This is a genomic window from Actinoplanes sp. NPDC051346 (genome assembly GCF_040682215.1).
Classification (GTDB): Bacteria; Actinomycetota; Actinomycetes; order Mycobacteriales; family Micromonosporaceae; genus Actinoplanes.
On the sequence record NZ_JBFBAJ010000001.1, the window covers coordinates 529,895 to 549,196 of the forward strand.

Below are 19,302 nucleotides of genomic sequence, written 5' to 3' on the forward strand. Positions count from 1 at the left end.
CGTGTGCTTCCCTTCAAGGGATCACTCGAGGAGGGGCATCGTGTCGTCGAACCAGAGGCCGTTGGAGTCCGGCATCGTCCGGGACTTCAAGGTCAATCTCTCGTACGGTAAATATCTGGATCTGGACCGGATCCTGTCGGCGCAGCACCCGGTCAGCGTGCCGGTGCACCACGACGAACTGCTCTTCATCCTGCAGCACCAGACCTCCGAGCTGTGGCTCAAGCTGGTCCTCCACGAGCTGCGCGCGGTCCTGAGGCAGCTGGCCGCCGACCAGCTGCGCCCGGCGTTCAAGGGCCTGGCGCGGGTCAAGCACATCCAGCGCTGCCTCACCGAGCAGTGGTCCGTGCTGGCCACCCTGACACCCAGTGAGTACGCCGAGTTCCGCAGCTTCCTCGGCACCTCCTCGGGCTTCCAGTCGTACCAGTACCGGGCGGTCGAGTTCACCCTCGGCAACAAGGACCGGCGGATGCTGTCGATCTTCGACGACGACCCGAGCGCCAAGGCGATGCTCACCGAGGCGCTGGAGGCCCCGAGCATCTACGACGAGTTCCTGCGCCTGCTCGCCCGGCAGGGCCACGCGGTGCCGGCCGCGCTGCTCGAACGGGACGTGACCCAGCCGTACGAGTTCCACCCGGACCTCGTGCCGGTCTTCGTGACGATCTACGAGAACAAGGACAAGTACTGGGAGGCGTACGAGGCCTGCGAGGAGTTCGTGGACCTGGAGGAGAACTTCCAGTTCTGGCGGTTCCGCCACCTGAAGACGGTGGAGCGCACGATCGGCTTCAAGCGCGGCACCGGCGGCTCCAGCGGCGTCGACTTCCTGCGCAAGGCGTTGGACCTCACGTTCTTTCCAGAGCTGTACGCGGTTCGTACCGAGATCGGTGTGGTAGAGGCATGACCGACTGCACCGCGGCGAAGCAAGGGCCACGAGGGCATGCCCGGGAGGTTCAGTCGTGAGCGACGAGTTTCTGGAGCGGGCGGAGTCGCTGGACGCCGCCGATCCGCTGGCCGCCCTGCGCGACCGCTTCCTGGCGCCGGACGACTTCGACGTCGTCTCCTACCTCGACGGCAACTCGCTGGGCCGGCCGCTGCGCGCGACCGAGCGGCGGATGACCGAGTTCGTCCGGGAGCAGTGGGCGGGCCGGCTCATCCGCGGCTGGACAGACGGCTGGCTCGCCAAGCCGCTGCGGCTTGGCGACCGGCTCGGCGCGATCGCCCTCGGCGCCGCCGCCGGGCAGACGGTCGTCGCCGACTCCACGACCGTGCTGCTCTACAAGCTCGTCCGGGCCGCCGTCGCCGCGCGTCCCGGCCGCCGCACGATCGTGCTCGACACCGACAACTTCCCCACCGACCGGTACGTGTGCGAGGCCGTGGCCGCCGAACGCGGCCTCGAGCTGGTCTGGATCGACACCGATCCGGCGACGGGGATCATGCCCGAGCAGGTCGCCGCGGTGGTCGGCGAGGACACCGCGCTCACGCTGTTCAGCCATGTGGCGTACCGCTCGGGGTGGCTCGCCGACGTCGCGGAGATCAACCGGATCGCGCACGCGGCCGGCGCGCTGACCCTGTGGGACCTGTGCCACTCGGCGGGCTCGGTCGAGGTCGAGTTGGACGCGTGGGGCGTGGACCTCGCCGTCGGCTGCTCGTACAAGTACCTCAACGGCGGGCCGGGAGCGCCCGCTTTCGCGTACGTGCGCAGCGGTCTACAGGACGAGCTGCGGCAGCCGATCTGGGGCTGGATGGGCCATCGGGCGTCGTTCGAGATGGGACCCGGGCACGAGCCGGCGCCGGGCATCCGCGCGATGCTCAGCGGCACCCCGCCCATCCTGGCGATGGTGCCGTTGGAGGTGAACCTCGACCTGCTCGCCGAGGCCGGCATCGGGGCCGTCCGGCGCAAGTCGCTGCTGCTCACCGAGTATGTGATCGAGCTGGCGGACCGCTGGCTGGCACCGCTGGGCGTCGAGGTGGTGAGCCCGCGCGAGCCGGAGCGCCGCGGCGGCCACGTGACCCTGCGCCGGCCGGGTTTCGAGCAGCTGCTGGAGCCGCTCTGGGACGCGGGGGTCATCCCCGACTACCGGCGTCCCGACGGGCTCCGGATCGGTCCGGCGCCGCTGAGCACCGGCTTCGCCGAGGTGCACCGGGGGCTGAGCATGCTGCGGGACCTGCTCGAGAAGCAGCCGTGACCTGGCTCGTCCCGGATTCGCTCTGGTGGCAGGGCCGCCTGCACACCGGGCGGGCCCTGCGCGACGGCACCGCCACCGCGGCCGGCGATGTGCCGGCCGCGGATCCGCGGCAGCGGCTGCCGGGCACCGTCCTGCCCGGGCTCGGCGACGCGCACGTGCACTCGGCGCTGGTAGACCTGCCGACGCTGCGCTCGGGCGGGCTCGCGTGGGTGTGGGACCTGGGCGGTGAGCCCGGAAGCCTGGTCTCGCTGGCGGCCCGCCATCCGTGGATGCGCTTCGCCGGGCCGTTCCTGACCGCGCCCGGCGGCTATCCGAGCGACCGCGCCTGGGCGCCGCCGGGGAGTTGCCGGGAGGTGCGCTCCGCGGCCGACGCGGGTGAGGCGGTCGACGAGGCGCACGCCGCCGGGGCGAGCCTGATCAAGGTGACCGCGCACGCGGGCGGCCCGACGCTGCCGCCCGCGACGCTGGTCGCGGTGGTCGAGGCCGCGCACGAGAGGAAGCTGCCGGTGGTCGTGCACGCCGAGGGGCCGGGCACGGTCGCGGCCGCCGTCGCGGCCGGCGCGGACCTGCTCGCCCACACGCCGTGGACCGAGGAACTCGACGACGCGCTGGTCCGCGACTGCGCCGACCGGATGACGTGGATCAGCACGCTCGACATCCACGGCTACGGCACCACCACCCCCGAGCGGGTCACCGCCGTCGCCAACCTGCGGCGTTTCCTCGCGTACGGAGGAAAAGCGCGCTACGGCACCGATCTCGGCAACGGGCCGCTGCCTCCGGCGATCAACCCTCGGGAGATCCGGGCCCTGCAGGAGTGCGGCCTCGCCCCCGCCGACATCCTGGCCGCGATGACCGAGCCGGGCCGTGCCGAGCTGAGCTGGATCCCCGGCGGCCTCGACCTCGAACCCAGCCGGTTCGCCGATTCGCTGGCGACCGCGCGAGTCCTCGGCCCCGAGGTCCGTCCCCGGAATATCCTCCGCTCATGATTGTGGTGAGTGGGGCGACCGGCCGGCTCGGCGGGCGGGTCGCGGCCCGCCTGGATCGCCCGCAGCGGCTGCTCGTGCGCGACGCCGCCCGGGCGCCCCGCATCGCCGGGGCCCAGGTCGCTCAGGCCGAGTACGCCGACGCCGCCGCCGTCCGTGCCGGCCTCGAGGGCGCGGACGTCGTGCTGATGGTCTCGGCGTCGGAGGGGCCGGGCCGGGTCGACCAGCACCGCGCCTTCGTCGACGCGGCCGTCGCGGCGGGCGTCGGCCAGCTGGTCTACACGTCCTTCGCCGGCGCGCGTCCGGACGCCACCTTCACCCTGGCGCGCGACCACTGGGCGACCGAGCAGCACATCCGCGCCACCGGTCTGCCGTTCACCTTCCTGCGTGACAACCTGTATGCCGACTTCGTTCCCGCTCTGGTCGGCGACGACGGGGTGATCCGCGGGCCCGGCGGTGCCGGCGCGGCCGCGGTCGTCGCCCAGGACGACATCGCCGACGCGATCGTCGCGGTGCTGCGTGATCCGGGACCGCACGCCGGGCAGACCTACGACCTGACCGGCCCACAAGCGCTCACCTTCGCCGAGATGGCCACGACGCTCACCGCTGCCACGGGCCGCGAGATCCGCTACCACGACGAGACACGCGAGGAGGCGTACGCGTCCCGTGCGGGGTACGGCGCGCCGGACTGGCAGTTGGACGCGTGGGTGAGCACCTACGCCGCCGTGGCTGCGGGGGAGCTCTCCACCGTGGACCCGGCGATCGAGCAGCTCACCGGCCGCCCGGCGCGACCCCTCGCGGAAGTTCTCGGACTTCCCTAGAGGCGGTGAACCTCCCTAGAGTCGGCGAAATGAGACAGGGAGGACTCGTGCGGTTCGACCGTGGCGACGAGGTGGTCGTCGGCGGGGATTCGCCGATCCGCTACCAGCTCGCCTCGGTGAGCAAGCAGTTCACCGCCACGGCCCTGCTGCTGCTTGCCCAGGACGGTCGGGTGAGCCTGGACGACCCGCTGGAGCGGTGGATCGCCGGATGGCCCGGCGTCACCCTGCACCACCTGCTCGCACACACCTCGGGGATCGGGCACTGGGACGACTATGCGATCGATCTCGGGGTGCGGGTGGAGCGGGCGGAGCTGGTCGAGACCTTCCGCTCGGTGCCGCCGCTGTTCGCGCCCGGTGCGAGCTGGCGCTACAGCAGCCCGGCGTACGTGCTGGCGGCCCAGGTCGTCGAGCGGGTCGCCGGGATGGCGTACCCGGATTTCCTCACGGGCCGGGTCTTCGGCCCCGCCGGGCTGACCGCGACGTTCGCCGGCGCGCCCGGCGATCGCATCGGGATCGCCGCGGGACACGACGAGCACGGCGCGCCCGTGCCCTCGTGGGACCTGGAGGTGGTCAACATGGGCGCCGGGGACGTCTGGTCCACCACCGGCGACCTGGTCCGCTGGATGGCCCGGCTGTGGGCCGGCGACGTGCTGCGCGAGCCGTGGCGCACGCTGATGCTCACCGAGCGCGCCGCGACCGGCCAGGCCGACGACTTCTCGCGCGGCTACGGGTACGGCTGGTTCGTCGGCAGCTACCACGGCGAACCGTGGTTCCAGCACGACGGTCACAATGCCGGCTACAAGACCTTCGCCGCCTGCCTGCCGGAGTCGGACCGGCGCGTCGTGGTGCTCAGCAACAGCGAGGAGTTGGAGCCGGCGGCGCTTTTCACGCTGCTGCGGAGTCTTCTCTAGAGCGCGACGATCTCGCCGGTGGTCGCGCTCGTGCGGGCCGCGTCGAGCACCTCCATGGTGCGCACGGCGTCCCAGGGATCGACGGGCAGCGGACCCTCGCCGCGGACCGCGGCCGCGAACGCCGGGTAGAAGCTGTCCCAGCGCCCCCGCTCGCTGCGCACGGGCGCGCCGGTGGCGCCGCGGTAGAGGCGGCCCCAGGCGTGCTCCGGCTCCAAGCCCCAGCGGTCGCCGAGACCGGCGGGGGAGCGGCCGGCCTTGAGCAGCGCCTCCTGGCCGTCGATCCCGTCGACGATGTAGGTGCCCGTCGTGCCGGAGACGCGGAAGCGGGGGCCGGGCGCCGCCTGCCGCCAGCTTCCCCACAGGTGCGATTCGACGCCGCTGGCGTGGTGCAGCGCCAGGAAGAACTCGCTGTCGAGGTCGCCGTCGGCGTGCAGCTCCGCATAGACCCTGGTGGCCGGGCCGAACAGCAGATGGGCCTGGTCCACGAGGTGCGCGCCGAAGTCGAGCAGGGTGCCCCCGCCCGCGGCCGGCGGCTGGCGCTCCGGGGCCCAGCGCTCGAACCGCGACTCGAAGCGCCGCACCTCGCCGAGCGCGCCCTCGCCGATCAGGCGCCGCACGGTCAGCAGATCGGCGTCGTAGCGGCGGTTCTGGTAGGCGGTGAGAAGCACGCCGCGCTCGTCGGCCAGGGTGGCGACCTCGCGGGCCGTCACCGCGTCGAGCGCGAACGGCTTGTCGACGACCACGGCCAGCCCGAGGCCGATCGCCTCGCGGGCCAGCGCGGCGTGCGTCGCGGCGGGGGTGGAGATCGCGACGGCCTCGGCGCCGCCGGCGGCCAGGTCGGCGATCGAGTCGTACGCCGGCACCCCCGGGTGGAGGCGGGCGAGCTCCTCGCGCCGCTCGGCCGAGCGGGTCACGACGCCGGCGAACTCGACGCCGTCCGCCGACGCGAGCAGGGGCGCGTGGAAGACGCGCCCGCCGGAGCCGTACCCGACCAGTCCGATCCTTGTCGCCGTCATGGACCGGATCCTACAAACCGCGGCGCAGGTCAGCCGTGATGGAAAGCACTGACCGACCGGCGAATCGGGGTGGGATGAACACGAAAGGTGAGCGTTCCGTGTCGGATGGTTGACGGGTGCCCGCGACGCGGCGATCCCGCGAGCAAGTATGGGCGCCATGGAGCCCGCACAGTTGGACCGCACCCCGTTCGCGGACCTCGACCGGATGCCGCCCGACATGCTCGCCATGCTCGTGGCGGCGCTCGAGGCGATGTCCCGCCATCCCGAGATCCGCCGAGTGCGGCACGCCGCCTGGCTGGCGATGCGGCCCGAGCCCGGGCAGCGCCTCCTGGACGCGGGATGCGGAGCGGGCGACGTGGCGCGCGAACTGGCCACCGCCGTGGCCCCCGACGGCGAGGTGGTAGCCCTCGACTACTCCGAGGCGACCCTCGCCGCCGCCCGGACCCGGCACGCCGGCGGCGACATCACCTACGTCGCCGGAGACGTCTGCGCGCTCGACTTCGACGACGAGAGTTTCGACGGGGTGTGGTGCGAGCGCGTGCTCCAGCACGTGGACAACGCGGACGCCGCGGTGGGCGAGCTGGCCCGGGTGACCCGCACCGGCGGCCGGGTCTGCCTGGTCGACACCGACTGGGCGTCGCTGGCCTTCGACGGCGTCGACGCGACCCTGGCCGACACGGTGGTCGCCCACATGCACGGGCGGCTCACGCCCCGGCAGCTCGACATGGGCCGCACGCTGCGCCGCCGCCTGCTCGACCACGGCCTGAGTGACGTCACCACGACGCCGGTGACCTGCTTCTTTCCCGACCCGGCATCGGCCGCCGTGGTGCTGCCGATGGTCAACCACGACGTGCCGGAGGCGGACTGGATGACCCCGGACGGCGTGCGGGACGAGTGGCTCGCCCAGGTCGCCAGTGCCGGCGAGCGTGGCGACTTCCTCGCCGTCCTCACCATCTGGGTCGCCGCCGGCACGGTCTGAGATCTGTACGTTTCCCGGGTCAACCGGCTCAGCGTTCGCTGAGCCGGTTCCGGAATTCCGCGAGAGCGGTCCGGAGCACGTCGTCGAGCCGCTTCAACTCGTCCTCGGTCGGCTCCCGGCGCAGTGCGACGTCGATCTTGAAGTCGTCGTCCACGATCGCCACCTCCAGGCGGTCGAGCAGGTCCGCGGGAAGCCTGGTGACGACGAACTCGCGGAACGCGTCGGCAATCGTGCTCGCCATGTCGCCGCACCCACAGGTGCGGCCCTCCAGGACCGCACCCAGGTGGCTGCGGCCGACAATGGCGTCCGGGTGCACGGGGTCCATGACGGTCAGGCCCTCCTCCAGCACCGTTTGGGCCTCCGACAGCCGCCCCTCGTGCTGAAGGAACAGGCCGAGGGCCACACAGGCCCGCCCGACCAGGTCGGGGTCGGCGCCGCGGCGCGCCTGGCTTACCGCCTCGGTCAGCCGTTGCTCGGCCGGTCCGGTCCGGCCGATCTCCTTGAGCGCGAGTCCCCAGTTGCGCAGGACCTGAGTCAGCGCCTCCGGGCGTCCGATGCGCTCCGCCCTTTCGTACGCCGCCGCGTACGTGCGTAGCCCCGCCTCGGCGTCACCGGCGTCGCCCTGAGCCATCGCCAGGCCGAGCGCTGCCATCAGCGCCTCCTCCTGCCGGCCCCCGCGGTCGTACGAGGCGAGCACGCGCTCGATCGCCGCGATCCGCCCGGCATGGTCACCGAGATCCCGGCCGAGGTTCGCCAGTACGGACAAGGCGTCGAGCGTCGCCTGGTGGTCGGCGCTGAGCCGCTCCTCCAGGGCCGATACCAGACAGGCGAGCAGGTGGTGGGAACCGGGATCGCCACGGTCCAGCAGCGGGACCACAGCCTGCCCCATCCGCTCGACGACCTCGTCCGGCAAGGGGCGCAGGTCAACGAAGGGCGGCTCGCCGGTGCCGCCCGCGTGCACGATCGCCGCCCGCAGCGCCAACGCGGAGGCGATCCGCTCGTGCCCGTTGCGCCACAGGTTCTCCACCGTCTCCTCGACGACCTGCCGCGCCTGCGTCACGTCGCCACGCTGCCGCAGCAGGTCCGCCAACGGTTCCAGGCCGAACGCGTACCCGGCGTGCTCGCGACCGTAGAAGGCGAGCCGTTCCCGAACGCCCTGGCGCAACTCCGTCTCGGCCTCGTCGAGCCGCCCGGCCACGCGCAGCGCCAGACCCAGATTGAGCCGGTAGGTCAACTGCTCCTTGCGGGACCCGTGATCGCGAGGCGCCGCGGAGGCCGCCTGGCGGAAGCACTCGATCGCGCGGTCGTGTTGCCGGGCCTGGAACAACACGTTGCCGAGGTCGCACTGGGCGGAGGCCCACTCCGGGCTGCCGTGGCCGTGCTTCTCGGTCGCGGTCCGCAGCTCGCGCGTCACGAGATTCTCGGCGTCTCCCAGCCGGCCCTCCCGCACCAGAGCGAAGGCCACCTCGACCGCGTCGGGCGATGTCGTCACGAGCCGGAAGTGTACGGCTCCGCCAGCGGGATCAGGGAACGACGACCATGGCGTCCAGGAGGCGGCCCAGCGGGATGCTCGCGAAGCCGACGCGCACGTCGCTCGCGCCGTACGGCAGCCAGAGCCGGCCGCCGTGCAGCAGCCCGCCGCAGGAGTAGACGACGTTCGGCACGTACCCCTCGCGTTCGATCTCGTCGGGGTCCAGCAGGCCGTGCGGCAGGTCGGCGATGACGCGCTCGGGGTGCTCGAGGTCGAGCATCATCGCGCCGATCACGTAGCGGCGCATCGGGCCGACGCCGTGGGTGAGCACCAGCCAGCCCGCGTCGGTCTCGATCGGTGAGCCGCAGTTGCCGACCTGGATGAGGTCCCAGCCGCGGTGCGGCATCAGCAGCGGCACGGCCTCCTGCCACCGGTTCGACTCGTCGCGCTCGCTGAGGCCCAGCGTCTCGCCGTCGGAGCGGCACAGGGCGAGGTGCCGGCCGTTGACCGGGCGGGGGAACAGGGCGACGCCCTTGTTGCGCGCCGCCGGGCCCCGCAGCGCCGTGACCTCGAAGTGGCGCAGGTCGCGGGTGTGCAGCATGCGCCCGCCGATCTGCCGGCCGTCGTACGCGGTGTAGGTCGCCTGGTAGGAGATGCGCCCGTCGTCCTCGACGACCTGCACGAAGCGGGCGTCCTCCATGCCGTTGCTCTCGGCCGGCGTGGCCGGCCAGAGCACGCGCTGGTGCAGCGGCACGGTGGCCGGGAAGGTCACCGCGTAGTCGGTGGCGACGAGCTCGCGCAGCACGCCGAGGGTCTCGCCGGTGGTCGGGCGGGACAGCAGCTCGCCGGGGAGGTGGCCGAGGACCTCCTCGAACTCCTCGTCGTCGTAGCGTTCCGGCAGCGAGCCGAGCACGCTGCAGGTCAGCTCGTTGTCGATCTCGAGCTCGGCGAGGCCGGCGGCGAGCAGGTCGCGCTGGTGCCGGGCGCCGGTGCGCTCGCTGATCACCAGCGGGCCGGCGCGGTCCTCCAGGCGGATCCCGTCGTTGGGGCCGAGGATGGCCGAGCAGAAGCCGATCGAGGAGATGTGGCCCTCGCCGATCTGCCGCAGGCTGATCGCCACCCGCAGCTGTCCCGGGCCGAGGCCGCTCTGGTCGGGGTGCGGGACCATCGACGGATTGCACAGGGCCGCGGACTCGACGGAGTACTCGTGGCTGAAGTACGCGCCGATCAGCGTGCGCGCGTTGGGCGACAGCTCGACGTCCGCGGGCACGCGGTGGTGCACCAGGTCGTAGTGGTGCTGGAAGGTGTGCAGCAGGTCGTGGTGTCGCCCGGAGAACCGGGTCATCACGTCGTCGACCAGCCGGCCGATCTCGTCCTCGTCGAGCTGCAACACGCGCTCGATGAGGCGGGACGCCCGGTTCTGCACGACCTGGGTGTCCTCGCCCGGCACGAACAATTTGATCACCACGCGCCGCCCGTCCGGCTGCATCGTGATCGCGTGGCGCTGGACGAGGGAGGTGGTCCGCACCTCGTGCGGGTCGAGAATCGCGGTCACGCTGGGCCACCTGAGGGTCGGGTCGCGCCACGGCCTGCCCACGCGCGGGCGTGCTGCAGCGTGGAGACGAGCGCGAGAGTGGATTCGGCACCTTGGTTCAGATTAGGCCCATGAGCGGTCAATCCGTCATATCCCCCGCCAGTTTGGGGGTCGTACATGACGGTTCCGGTGTCGTTGTCGCCGAGGAACCACCCGATCGCGGCCAGCAGCGGCGTGTCCCAGGCGTCGTCGCCGGTCACCGCCGCGGCCGTGGCGCAGGCGTCGGCGGTGGCGGCCGCCTCGATCGGCTGTTGGTCGAAGCGGTGGCGGTCGGTGTCGGGGCGCCAGCCGCCCACCGGCACGGTCGACAGATGCCCGTCGTGGTCCTGCATCCGGCACAGCCAGCCCAGCATGCGCAGGCCGTCGGCCAGCAGGGGCTCGTCGCCCAGCAGGTCACCGGCGTGGATGAGGACCTCGGGCAGGGCCGGGTTGGCGTAGGTGAGCTCGCGTTCCGGCCAGACCCAGCGCGGGTCGCCGCCGGGCAGCCCGATGACGGTGGCGGCGTCGGCGAGCAGTTGCGCCGCCTCGCCGGCCCGCGGATCGGCGCGCAGCACCTCGGCCGCGCCGAGGCCGGCGAAGGCCATCGCCCGGGCCCAGGGCGAGCGCTGCTGGGCGGCGACGGAGAAGGCCTCGCGGGCTTCCTTGCGGATCCACGGGACGGTGCTGCGGGCGGCGGCGGTACCCAGCCCCCAGAGGGCCCGACCCCACCAGTCCCCGGTGTCGGGCTCGTCCAGCCAGCTGCGGGAGTACGACAGCCGGTTGCGGACCCTGCCGTCGGGCGCGCTGGCGTGGGTGAGGAAGGCGAGGTAGCGCTCGGCGAGCGTGACCACGTGCGCGGCGGGCCGAGGTTCGCGGCTCGCCACGACCAGGCCCCGGGACACGTCGTCCACGCAGTAGCCGTGCTCGCGCCGCACGATCGCGTTGCGGGCGTGCTCGAGCAGGCCGGTGTCGTCGGAGAGCCGGACCAGGTGGGACCAGTCCGGTGCCGGCGCGTCGAGCAGTTGCAGGGGCGGCGGTACCAGCCGCAGGGAGACGCTCACGCGGGCACGGAGGCGGCGACGGGCCGGCGGTCGGCGAGCAGCCGCCCGGCCAGGCTGTGGTAGCGCGCGGCCACGGCCGGCCAGCGCAGCGTCGGCCCGCCGGCCAGGCCGGTGAGGCGGTTCGCCGCGTCCGGGGCGGACATCAGGTGCCGGATTCCGGCGGCCATCGCGTCCGGGTCGTGGTGCGGCACGAGCAGGCCGGGACCGTCGGCGAGCAGCTCGACGGCGTGCGGGAACTCCGTCGCGACGACCGGCACCCCGGCGCCGACCGCCTCGATCAGCACGCCCGAGGTCACCTGCTCGGTCGAGTCGTACGGCAGCACCACCACGTCCGCGGAGCGGATCAGCCGGCTCAGCGCGCCCTGGTCCAGGTAGACGTCCTCCCACCGCACCTGCCCGGTCACGCCCAGCTCGTCGGCCAGCGTCTTGAGCGATTCCCGGTAGCGGTCGCCCTGGTGTTCGAGCACCTTGGGATGCGTACGGCCGGCGACCGTGTAGACCGGGAGGGGGTCCACGTCGCCGAGCAGAGCCAGGGCGCGCAGCGCCCACTCGATGCCCTTGCCGGGCCCGAGCAGCCCCCAGGTCAGCAGGTGCGGCACCTCGAGCGTCTCGCGGGGGGCACTGGAGTGGCTGCCGGCGCCGTGCGGGATGACGGTGACCTTGCGAGGATCCACCCGGTATCCGGTGGTCAGCCGCTGCCGGGCGGTGTCCGTCATGGTGACGACGGTGTCGGCGGCGGACACGATGCGCTCCAGCACCGAGCGCTGCATCGGCGACGGCGTGCTGAGCACGGTGTGCAGGACCACGATCGTCGGGATCTTCAGCGCGCGCAGCAGCGGCAGCACCTCGTCGCCGTCGAAGCCGGGATAGATGCCGTACTCGTGCTGGACCACGGCGACGTCGAAGCGGTTCAGGGCGTTGGCGGCGGCCGCCCAGCCACCAGGAGTGTCCGTGTGCCACGTATGCACCACCCGCGGCGCCGTCCGGTCGACGTCCAGCCCGCCGCCGGCCGCGTCCGCGGAGAGCAGCCGGATCACGCCGCTGCCGGGCGTGCCGCCGGTGAGGTGGGACGCCAGCGCCGCATTGAAGGTCGCCAAACCGCATTGGGTCGGGGGATAGGTGCTGAGAAAGCCGTACGTGGCGGGCATGACTGGCCTTTCTGCTCAGGTTGCTGCCTCCCCGCAGCACGGATCGGACGTACTTACACGCTATTACTCCGTGATTCGCAGGAAATGCCGAAATTGGTAATAAGACATTAACAAAAGCGGCCTATTCAACAGACGAATTCCCGGTAAATCCTCAGGTAGTCATCGACCATGCGATCCGCGCCGAATCGGCTGCGGGCCCTCGCCCGGCAGGCTGCCCGGTCGAGGCGGCCGATGCCCGCCACGGCGTCGACGGCCTGGTCGACGCCGTCGACGAGCCGGCCGGTGAGACCCTCGTCCACCACTTCCGGCATCGAACCTCGCGGGTACGCGACCACCGGCGTACCGCAGATCATGGACTCGACCACCGACAGCCCGAACGGCTCCGCGAACCGGATCGGGTGCAGCAGGGCCGCGCTGCCGCCGAGGACCCGCGCGCGGTCCCGGGGGCCGACCGACCCCAGGTAGATCACGGCGTCGCCGTCGATGTGCGGCTCGACCCGCTCGGCGAAATACCGTTCGTCCTGGACGATGCCGCACAGCGTGAGTCGGCGGCCGGCGCGACGGGCGATCTCGATGGCCGCGTGGGTGCCCTTGTCCGGATGGATGCGCCCGAAGCAGACCAGGCCCTCGCCGCCGTCCGGGCTGAAGGGCAGTTCGTCCAGGTCGACTCCGTGGTAGACGGTGCCGACGTAGTCCAGGTCGGGCGAGCGGTCGGCGTCGGAGATCGACACGTACGCCGAGCGGGCCCGCCGGTACGCCGGCAGGATGTTCGGTCCGGAGAACCCGTGGATCGTGGTGAGCATCGGCGCCCGGCAGTGGCCGGAGAACGCCAGTGGCAGCCAGTCCAGGTGGTTGTGCACGAGGTCGAAGTCGCCCGAGCGCTCCAGGGCGTACCCGACGTGCAGCGCCTCCCAGACCCGGCCGTCGATGTCCGGGTCCTCCTCGTAGCCGCGGCTCACGACGCCGTCCAGGGTGGCCTTGGTGACCGAGTCGAGGGTCGCGAACAGGGTCACGTCCACGCCCCGCGAGGTCAGCCCCTCGGCCAGCAGGCTGGTGATCAACTCCCACGGCCCGTAGTGGACGGGCGGCGTCCGCCACGCGATCGGTCCCAGCAGCGCCACCCTCATGAACGACAGTATGCGAGCGGATTCGGTGTTTCGCCGGTGGTTCCCGTGTTAAACCAGGGACCATGGACAACCCCTGGTGGCACCGCTCCGTCGTTTACCAGATCTATCCCCGCAGCTTCGCCGACGCGAACGGCGACGGCATGGGCGACCTGAGGGGGATCATCCAGCGCCTCGACCACCTCGCCGGCCTGGGCGTCGACGTGATCTGGTTGTCGCCGATCTGCCGCTCCCCGCAGGACGACAACGGCTACGACATCAGCGACTACCAGGACATCGATCCGGCCTTCGGCTCGCTGGCGGATTTCGACGAGCTGCTGGCCGGCGTGCACGAGCGCGGCATGCGCCTGATCATGGACCTGGTCGTGAACCACTCCTCGGACGAGCACGCCTGGTTCGCCGAGAGCCGCTCCGGCAAGGACAGCCCCAAGCGCGACTGGTACTGGTGGCGGCCCGCCCGCCCGGGCATGGAACCCGGCACGCCCGGCGCCGAGCCGAACAACTGGGGCTCGGTCTTCGGCGGCTCCGCGTGGGAGTACGACCCGGCGACGGGCGAGTACTACCTGCACATCTTCAGCCGCAAGCAGCCGGACCTCAACTGGGAGAACCCGGAGGTCCGCGAGGCGGTCTACGCGATGATGAACTGGTGGCTCGATCGGGGTGTCGACGGCTTCCGGATGGACGTCATCGACCACATCTCCAAGGACACCTCGCTGCCCGACGGCGTGGTGCGCCCCGGCTCGCTGTACGCCGAGGGCGGTCCGCACTACATGAACGGGCCGCGTAACCACGAGTTCCTGCACGAGATGCACGAGCGGGTCTTCGCCGGACGCGCCACGCTGCTGACCGTCGCCGAGATGCCCGGAGTGACCATCGAGGAGGCGGCGCGCTACACCGACCCGGCGCGGCGCGAGGTCGACATGGTCTTCGGCTTCGAGCACGTCTGGGTCGACCGCGGCCCCGACCCGTGGGTGCTCTACCCGTTGCGGCTGACCAAGCTCAAGGGCATCCTCGGGCGCTGGCAGGCCGGGCTCGCGGACGTCGGCTGGAACAGTCTCTACTGGAACAACCACGACCAGCCGCGGGTGGTCTCGCGCTACGGCGACGACTCGCCGGAATTCCGCGTACGGTCCGCCAAGATGCTCGGCGCGGTGCTGCACCTGCACCGCGGGACGCCCTACATCTATCAGGGCGAGGAAATCGGCATGACCAACGCGCCCTTCGCGTCCATCGCCGACTTCCGCGACATCGAGGCGCTCGGCCACTATGCGCAGGCCGTCGAGCACGAGGGACACTCGAGCGAGGACGTGCTCACCGTGCTGCGGGCCCGCGGCCGCGACAACGCGCGTACGCCCATGCAGTGGGACGACTCGCACCAGGCCGGGTTCACGACCGGCACGCCGTGGCTCGCGGTGAACCCCAACCACAAGGAGATCAACGCCGCCGCGGCGGTCGAGGACCCCGACTCGGTCTACCACTTCTACCGCCGGCTGATCGCGCTGCGGCACGACGACCCCGTCGTGGTGTACGGCGACTTCACCATGCTGCTCCCCGACGACGAGCGGCTGTACGCCTTCACCCGCCGGCACGGCGACACCGAGCTGTTGGTCGTCGGCAACTTCTCCGGAGAACGAGCCCGTGCCGACATCCCCGGAGCCGAGGCCTGGTCGTCGGCGGAGCTCGTCCTGACCAACGCCCCGGCGCGGACCGGCCTCGACCTGGAGCCATGGCAGGTGGTGATCTACCGGCGGAGAGCGTGAACGCGATCCGGCGCGGGCGGGCGGAGCGCCGCGAGCACCATCGCGCCGGCGAGGGAGTAGGCCACGCCCTGCGCCGCGATGACCGGCAGGATACCCAGGTGCCCGGCCAGCGTCCCCGCCGCGACGGTGCCCAGCAGCATCGCGGCGCCGTCCACCGCGACGGTCGCGCCCCAGACGCGTCCCCGGTGCTCGTCCTCGGTCGCCTCCTGAAACACCGTCATCGCACCGGCCGTCATGAACGCGGCCGGCAGTCCGACCAGCACGATGAGCGCGACGGCGGGCCACAGCACCGGCCTCAGCAGGGGATAGGTGAACAGCGCGAGATCCAGCAGTCCGAAGGCGACGGCGCCGCAGCCGAACATGGCCCGGGGCGTGAACCGGTGCCCGATCAGGGTGACGATCAGGCCGCCGCCGAGCCCGCCGATCGCCTGCGCCGCCATGATCATTCCGTACGCGCGGGCGCTGCCGCCGAGAACGTCGCGGACGAACGGCGCCATCAGCGTGCCGATCACGGCCTCCCCGATGCCGGTGATCAGTCCGAAGGCGAGCCAGACCCGCAGGGTGGGGCTCGACGAGGCGATGCGCAGGCCCTCTGCCCACTCGCGCAGCGGGTGCGTGGCCTCGCCGGCCGCCGGGCGCCGGCGCACCCGGATCGCCAGCAGGAGGCACGCGCTCAGCAGGAAGGTCACGGCGTTCAGCGCGCCGAGCAGCCCGATCCCGCCGGCGGCGGCGACCACGCCGCCCAGCGCGGCGCCGATCAGCCGGGCGACGTCGCGGACCTGGGCGTTCAGGGAGTTCACCGTGACCAGCTGATCCTGCGGCGCGACGCGGGGGAGCAGCGCCGCCTCCGCCGAGGCGAAGAAGGGCGCCAGGCAGCTCTGCAGGGCGAGCACGAGGTAGACGATCCACGCCCGCCCGGCATCGTGGACGGCGATCAGGGGCAGCAGCGCGGCGGCCATGAGCAGATCGGTGGCCACCATGGTGCGGCGACGGTCCCACCGGTCGGCGAAGACCCCGGCGACGGAGCCCAGCACGATGGTGGGGACGAGCGACGCCAGAACCGCGGCGGCCGACGCGAGCGTCGATCCCGTCAGCACATAGATCTGGTACGCGACACCGGTGCGCAGCATCCACTCGCCGGTGAGCGAGACCAGGTTGGCGGCGAGAAGAAACCGTAGGTCCCGGGCGTCGCCGAGGAGCGTCCACAGCCGCCGCACCTCAGCCGCCGGACGGCGTCGGACGCAGCGGCACCGCGACGAGCGTCAGGTTCACCGGCACGGCGTCGGCGGGCCGCTTCGTGGCGTCCCCGAGCGGCCGCTGTCGGACCCAGTCGACGACCAGCGCGTGCCAGGCGGCCTTGAGCTCGGCGAACTCCTCCAGCGTGAGGTAGAGCAGGGACTGGTCGACGCCGGCGTGATCGCTCCAGCCGGGGTCCTCGTCGGTGCGCCGTTGCTGCCAGTCGGCGAGCTGCGCGGCGGCCTGTTCGGCCATGTAGCGGTCGAGCAACTCGACCGACTCCCACCCCTCCGGCGAGTCGCCGCCCTCGTAACGGGTGGACGTGGCGGTGATCTGCCACGGTCGCTCGCGGTTGTCGCCGGCCGGGCCGGGCTCGACGTAGCCGTACTTGGCGAGCTGCCGCAGGTGATGGGAGGCCAGCGCCTGGCTGACGCCGAGCTGACGCGCGGCCTCGGCGGCGGTGATGCTTCCCTCCCGGCCCACCAGCGCGTGCAGTTTGAGGCGCAGCGGGTGGGCGAGGGCCCGCAGAGCCTGCGGGTCCGTGACGACCCGACGCCCGGGATGTGATTCCAAAGACATGCTTGGGATTCTGGGCGTGACGATGATCGATGTCAAGCAACTGCTTGGAATTCCGGTCAGCGTTGTGCGGCGAGCCAGGCCGCGACCTGGGCGCGGGAGGTGAAGCCCAGCTTGCTGAGGATGTTCTCCACGTGTCCCTCGGCCGTGCGCTGGGCCACCACCAGCCGGGCGGCGATCTCCCGGTTGGTCAGGCCCTCGGCGACGAGCGCTGCCACCTCCCGCTCGCGGGGGGTCAGGCCCAGGCCGCCGAGGCGGGCCGGCTCCGGCGTGCCCGGGTCCGGGCCGCGGCTCACCCGGGTGTCCGGCGCCGGGCGCGGGGCCGGCATCCGTTCCACGGCCAGCGCCATCGCCTCGGCGGGGGTCAGGGCGGCCCCGTGGTCGAAGGCCGCCTCGAACGCGCGGTCGCCGAGCCGGGCGCGCAGCTCCGAGGTGACCTCGTCGTGGAAGTCGCGCAGGGCGCGGAACGACGACAGGGACGCGTGCATGGCCCGCCACATGCGGTCCGAGGCGCCCAGCAACTGCGCGGCGCGCTGGTCCCGGCGAAGGCTGGCCGCCACCCAGCCCAGCGCCTCCAGCGACAGGCCCACGGTGAACTGTTCGTCCTCGACGACCGTGCCGATCTCCAGGCTCTCCTTGGCCGCGGTGGTGGCACCCGCGTGGTCGTCCGCCCGCCAGCGCAGCACGCACAGCGCCCAGAGCGCGAACGAGCGCCACCACACCTCGCCGTGCGACGCCGCCAGGTCGCGGCAGGCGGTCAGGTCGGCGTAGCCGTCGGACGGCTCCGCCGAGGACAGTCCCCGGGCGAGGCCCAGGACGGCCAGGCACCACAGCTCACCGGCGCGTACGTCCTGCGCGCGGAACCCCGCGAGGGCCTCCTCGAACAGCGGCACGGCCGTCGCGTGGTCTCCGGCAAACATCGCGATGTTGCCCTCGACCACCGGCACGAAGGCCTGTTCCGGAGTCGGCGGCAGTGTGGCGACGAGTTCCTTGGCCTCGGACAGCAGCGCCGAGGCGCGCGCAAGATCGCCCTGGACGCAGGCGATCCACGACGCTACGCGCAGCGCCCTCGCGCGGGTCCAGTGCCGCGGCGGCGGCATCTCGCACGCGCGGTCCAGCCAGTGCCGGCCCTCGGACAGGAAACCCCGGACGAACCAGTGGTTCTGCAGGTCCGCGGCGAAGCGCAGGGCCACCTCGGGCGCGGCGGAGCCCACCGCGTATTCCAGGGCGACGCGGAGGTTGGCCTGCTCGTGGCGCAGACGCAGCATCAGGGCCGCCTGGTCCGGGCTGGCCCAGTGCACGTCGCCGTAACGGGCGAGCTCGGCGAACCAGTCGCAGTGCCGTCGCGCCACCTCGGGCTGTTCCCCGGCCTCGGCCAGGCGGGCGGCGCCGTACTCGCGGACCACCTCGAGCATCTTGTAGCGGGCCCGACGGCCGTCGCCGACCCGGAAGATGACCGACTTGTCCACCAGTGAGGCGATGAGGTCCAGGATCGACTCGGGAGCCAGCGGCGCGAACGCGCACACCTGCTCGGCCGCGTCCAACTCCAGGCCGCCGGAGAAGACCGAGAGCCGGGACCACAGCCGGCGCTCCGGTTCCGAGCAGAGGTCCCAGCTCCAGTCGATCAGCGCGCGCAGGGTCTGCTGCCGGGCCGGGGCGTTGCGGGCGCCGGTGGTCAGCAGGCGGTAGCGGTCGGTGAGCCGCTCGAGGATCTCCTCCAGGGTCAGCACCCGCAGCCGGGCCACCGCCAGCTCGATCGCCAGCGGCATGCCCTCCAGGGCCTGGCACAGCGCCGTGACCGTGGCGCAGTTGGCGTCCGTGACCTCGAAGCCGGGCAGCACGGCGGTGGCCCGCTCCACCAGCAGGCTCGCCGCCTCGAAGCGGGACAGGTCGGCGGGGGTGCACGCGAGGTCCGACGCCGGCACCGACAGCGGCTGCACGGTCAGCGTCGCCTCGCCCGTGATCCGCAGGGCCTGCCGGCTGGTGACCAGAACGCGCAGGTGCGGGCAGGAACGCAGCAGGGTCTCCACGAGGTCGGCGCAGGCCGCCACGAGGTGCTCGCAGTTGTCGAGGATGAGCAGCGCCTGCCGGTCGGCGAGGAAGGTCGCGAGCCCCGGCGCGTCCGGCCGGACCGACTCCTCGCGGACGCCCAGCGCCTCGGCGACGGTGACCGTGACCAGGTCGGGGTCGCGCAGCTCGGCCAGCTCGGCGAGCCAGACCCCGTCGCGGAAGGCGCGGCGCAGCTCCAGCCCGGCGTGCTGGGCCAGGCGGGTCTTGCCGACGCCGCCCGCGCCGGTGAGAGTGACCAGTCGGCTGGTGGAGAGCATCCGCCGGACACCGGTCAGCTCGTGCCGCCGGCCCACGAAGCTGGTCACCTCGGCGGGCAGGTTGCCCAGCGACCCGGGCGTGCTTGTGGCGGTGCTCATAGGTGCACGTTAGTGGGTGCGCCCCGCGGCTGCG

The 19,302-nt window shown here is 72.5% G+C and carries 16 protein-coding genes; 7 read left to right on the forward strand and 9 right to left on the reverse strand.

Annotation, left to right across the window (positions count from 1 at the left end):
- The first annotated feature begins 40 nt into the window (after positions 1 to 40).
- Genes kynA through AB0M36_RS02415 form a run of 5 tightly spaced genes read left to right on the forward strand, consistent with a single transcriptional unit; the run spans position 41 to position 4,898 of the window.
- Positions 41 to 898 (forward strand): tryptophan 2,3-dioxygenase, encoded by an 858-nt coding sequence (kynA, locus tag AB0M36_RS02395; RefSeq protein ID WP_364151115.1) that lies wholly within the window; start codon positions 41 to 43, stop codon positions 896 to 898.
- 55 nt (positions 899 to 953) lie between these two features.
- Positions 954 to 2,183, forward strand: a complete 1,230-nt coding sequence (gene kynU, locus AB0M36_RS02400; RefSeq protein ID WP_364151117.1) for a kynureninase — start codon at positions 954 to 956, stop codon at positions 2,181 to 2,183.
- Positions 2,180 to 3,169, forward strand: a complete 990-nt coding sequence (locus tag AB0M36_RS02405; protein ID WP_364151120.1) for an amidohydrolase family protein — start codon at positions 2,180 to 2,182, stop codon at positions 3,167 to 3,169. Before kynU ends, AB0M36_RS02405 begins: the two co-directional genes overlap by 4 nt.
- Positions 3,166 to 3,987: an SDR family oxidoreductase gene (locus tag AB0M36_RS02410; protein ID WP_364151122.1), complete on the forward strand. Its 822-nt coding sequence runs from the start codon at positions 3,166 to 3,168 to the stop codon at positions 3,985 to 3,987. Before AB0M36_RS02405 ends, AB0M36_RS02410 begins: the two co-directional genes overlap by 4 nt.
- 29 nt (positions 3,988 to 4,016) lie before the next feature.
- Entirely contained in the window at positions 4,017 to 4,898 is an 882-nt protein-coding gene (locus AB0M36_RS02415; RefSeq protein WP_364151125.1) for a serine hydrolase domain-containing protein, read from the forward strand.
- Here the strand turns inward: AB0M36_RS02415 and AB0M36_RS02420 are convergent.
- Complete coding sequence (locus AB0M36_RS02420) at positions 4,895 to 5,914, reverse strand: Gfo/Idh/MocA family oxidoreductase (RefSeq protein WP_364151128.1); 1,020 nt, start codon at positions 5,912 to 5,914, stop codon at positions 4,895 to 4,897. The genes AB0M36_RS02415 and AB0M36_RS02420 overlap by 4 nt on opposite strands.
- Before the next feature lie 157 nt (positions 5,915 to 6,071).
- On the opposite strand from AB0M36_RS02420, the gene AB0M36_RS02425 reads away from it, so the two are divergent.
- Positions 6,072 to 6,893 carry a methyltransferase domain-containing protein gene (locus AB0M36_RS02425; RefSeq protein WP_364151130.1) on the forward strand — a complete coding sequence of 274 codons (822 nt, stop codon included), beginning with the start codon at positions 6,072 to 6,074 and terminating at the stop codon, positions 6,891 to 6,893.
- A gap of 28 nt (positions 6,894 to 6,921) precedes the next feature.
- On the opposite strand, the gene AB0M36_RS02430 is transcribed toward AB0M36_RS02425, so the two are convergent.
- The 5 genes from AB0M36_RS02430 to AB0M36_RS02450 all read right to left on the reverse strand — a co-directional run bounded on the left by AB0M36_RS02430 (position 6,922) and on the right by AB0M36_RS02450 (position 13,273).
- Positions 6,922 to 8,385, reverse strand: coding sequence for a tetratricopeptide repeat protein (locus AB0M36_RS02430; protein WP_364151133.1), 1,464 nt, complete (start codon positions 8,383 to 8,385; stop codon positions 6,922 to 6,924).
- Positions 8,386 to 8,416: 31 nt separating this feature from the next.
- Complete coding sequence (locus tag AB0M36_RS02435; RefSeq protein ID WP_364151136.1) at positions 8,417 to 9,919, reverse strand: glycosylase; 1,503 nt, start codon at positions 9,917 to 9,919, stop codon at positions 8,417 to 8,419.
- Positions 9,916 to 10,998, reverse strand: coding sequence for a glycosyltransferase (locus AB0M36_RS02440; RefSeq protein WP_364151139.1), 1,083 nt, complete (start codon positions 10,996 to 10,998; stop codon positions 9,916 to 9,918). Before AB0M36_RS02440 ends, AB0M36_RS02435 begins: the two co-directional genes overlap by 4 nt.
- On the reverse strand, positions 10,995 to 12,146 hold the full coding sequence (locus tag AB0M36_RS02445; RefSeq protein WP_364151142.1) for a glycosyltransferase: 1,152 nt from the start codon (positions 12,144 to 12,146) through the stop codon (positions 10,995 to 10,997). Before AB0M36_RS02445 ends, AB0M36_RS02440 begins: the two co-directional genes overlap by 4 nt.
- Positions 12,147 to 12,271: 125 nt before the next feature.
- Positions 12,272 to 13,273, reverse strand: coding sequence for a glycosyltransferase family 4 protein (locus tag AB0M36_RS02450; protein ID WP_364151145.1), 1,002 nt, complete (start codon positions 13,271 to 13,273; stop codon positions 12,272 to 12,274).
- 62 nt (positions 13,274 to 13,335) lie between these two features.
- On the opposite strand from AB0M36_RS02450, the gene AB0M36_RS02455 reads away from it, so the two are divergent.
- Positions 13,336 to 15,030, forward strand: coding sequence for an alpha-glucosidase (locus AB0M36_RS02455; RefSeq protein ID WP_364151147.1), 1,695 nt, complete (start codon positions 13,336 to 13,338; stop codon positions 15,028 to 15,030).
- Here the strand turns inward: AB0M36_RS02455 and AB0M36_RS02460 are convergent.
- Genes AB0M36_RS02460 through AB0M36_RS02470 form a run of 3 tightly spaced genes read right to left on the reverse strand, consistent with a single transcriptional unit; the run spans position 15,012 to position 19,268 of the window.
- The gene (locus AB0M36_RS02460; RefSeq protein WP_364151150.1) at positions 15,012 to 16,247 is read right to left on the reverse strand and encodes an MFS transporter; all 1,236 of its coding nucleotides are present in this window, start codon (positions 16,245 to 16,247) and stop codon (positions 15,012 to 15,014) included. The genes AB0M36_RS02455 and AB0M36_RS02460 overlap by 19 nt on opposite strands.
- 1 nt (position 16,248) lies before the next feature.
- The gene (locus AB0M36_RS02465) at positions 16,249 to 16,845 is read right to left on the reverse strand and encodes a winged helix-turn-helix domain-containing protein (protein WP_364151152.1); all 597 of its coding nucleotides are present in this window, start codon (positions 16,843 to 16,845) and stop codon (positions 16,249 to 16,251) included.
- A 56-nt stretch (positions 16,846 to 16,901) separates the two neighbouring features.
- Complete coding sequence (locus AB0M36_RS02470; protein WP_364151155.1) at positions 16,902 to 19,268, reverse strand: LuxR C-terminal-related transcriptional regulator; 2,367 nt, start codon at positions 19,266 to 19,268, stop codon at positions 16,902 to 16,904.
- Between the last annotated feature and the right edge of the window lie 34 nt (positions 19,269 to 19,302).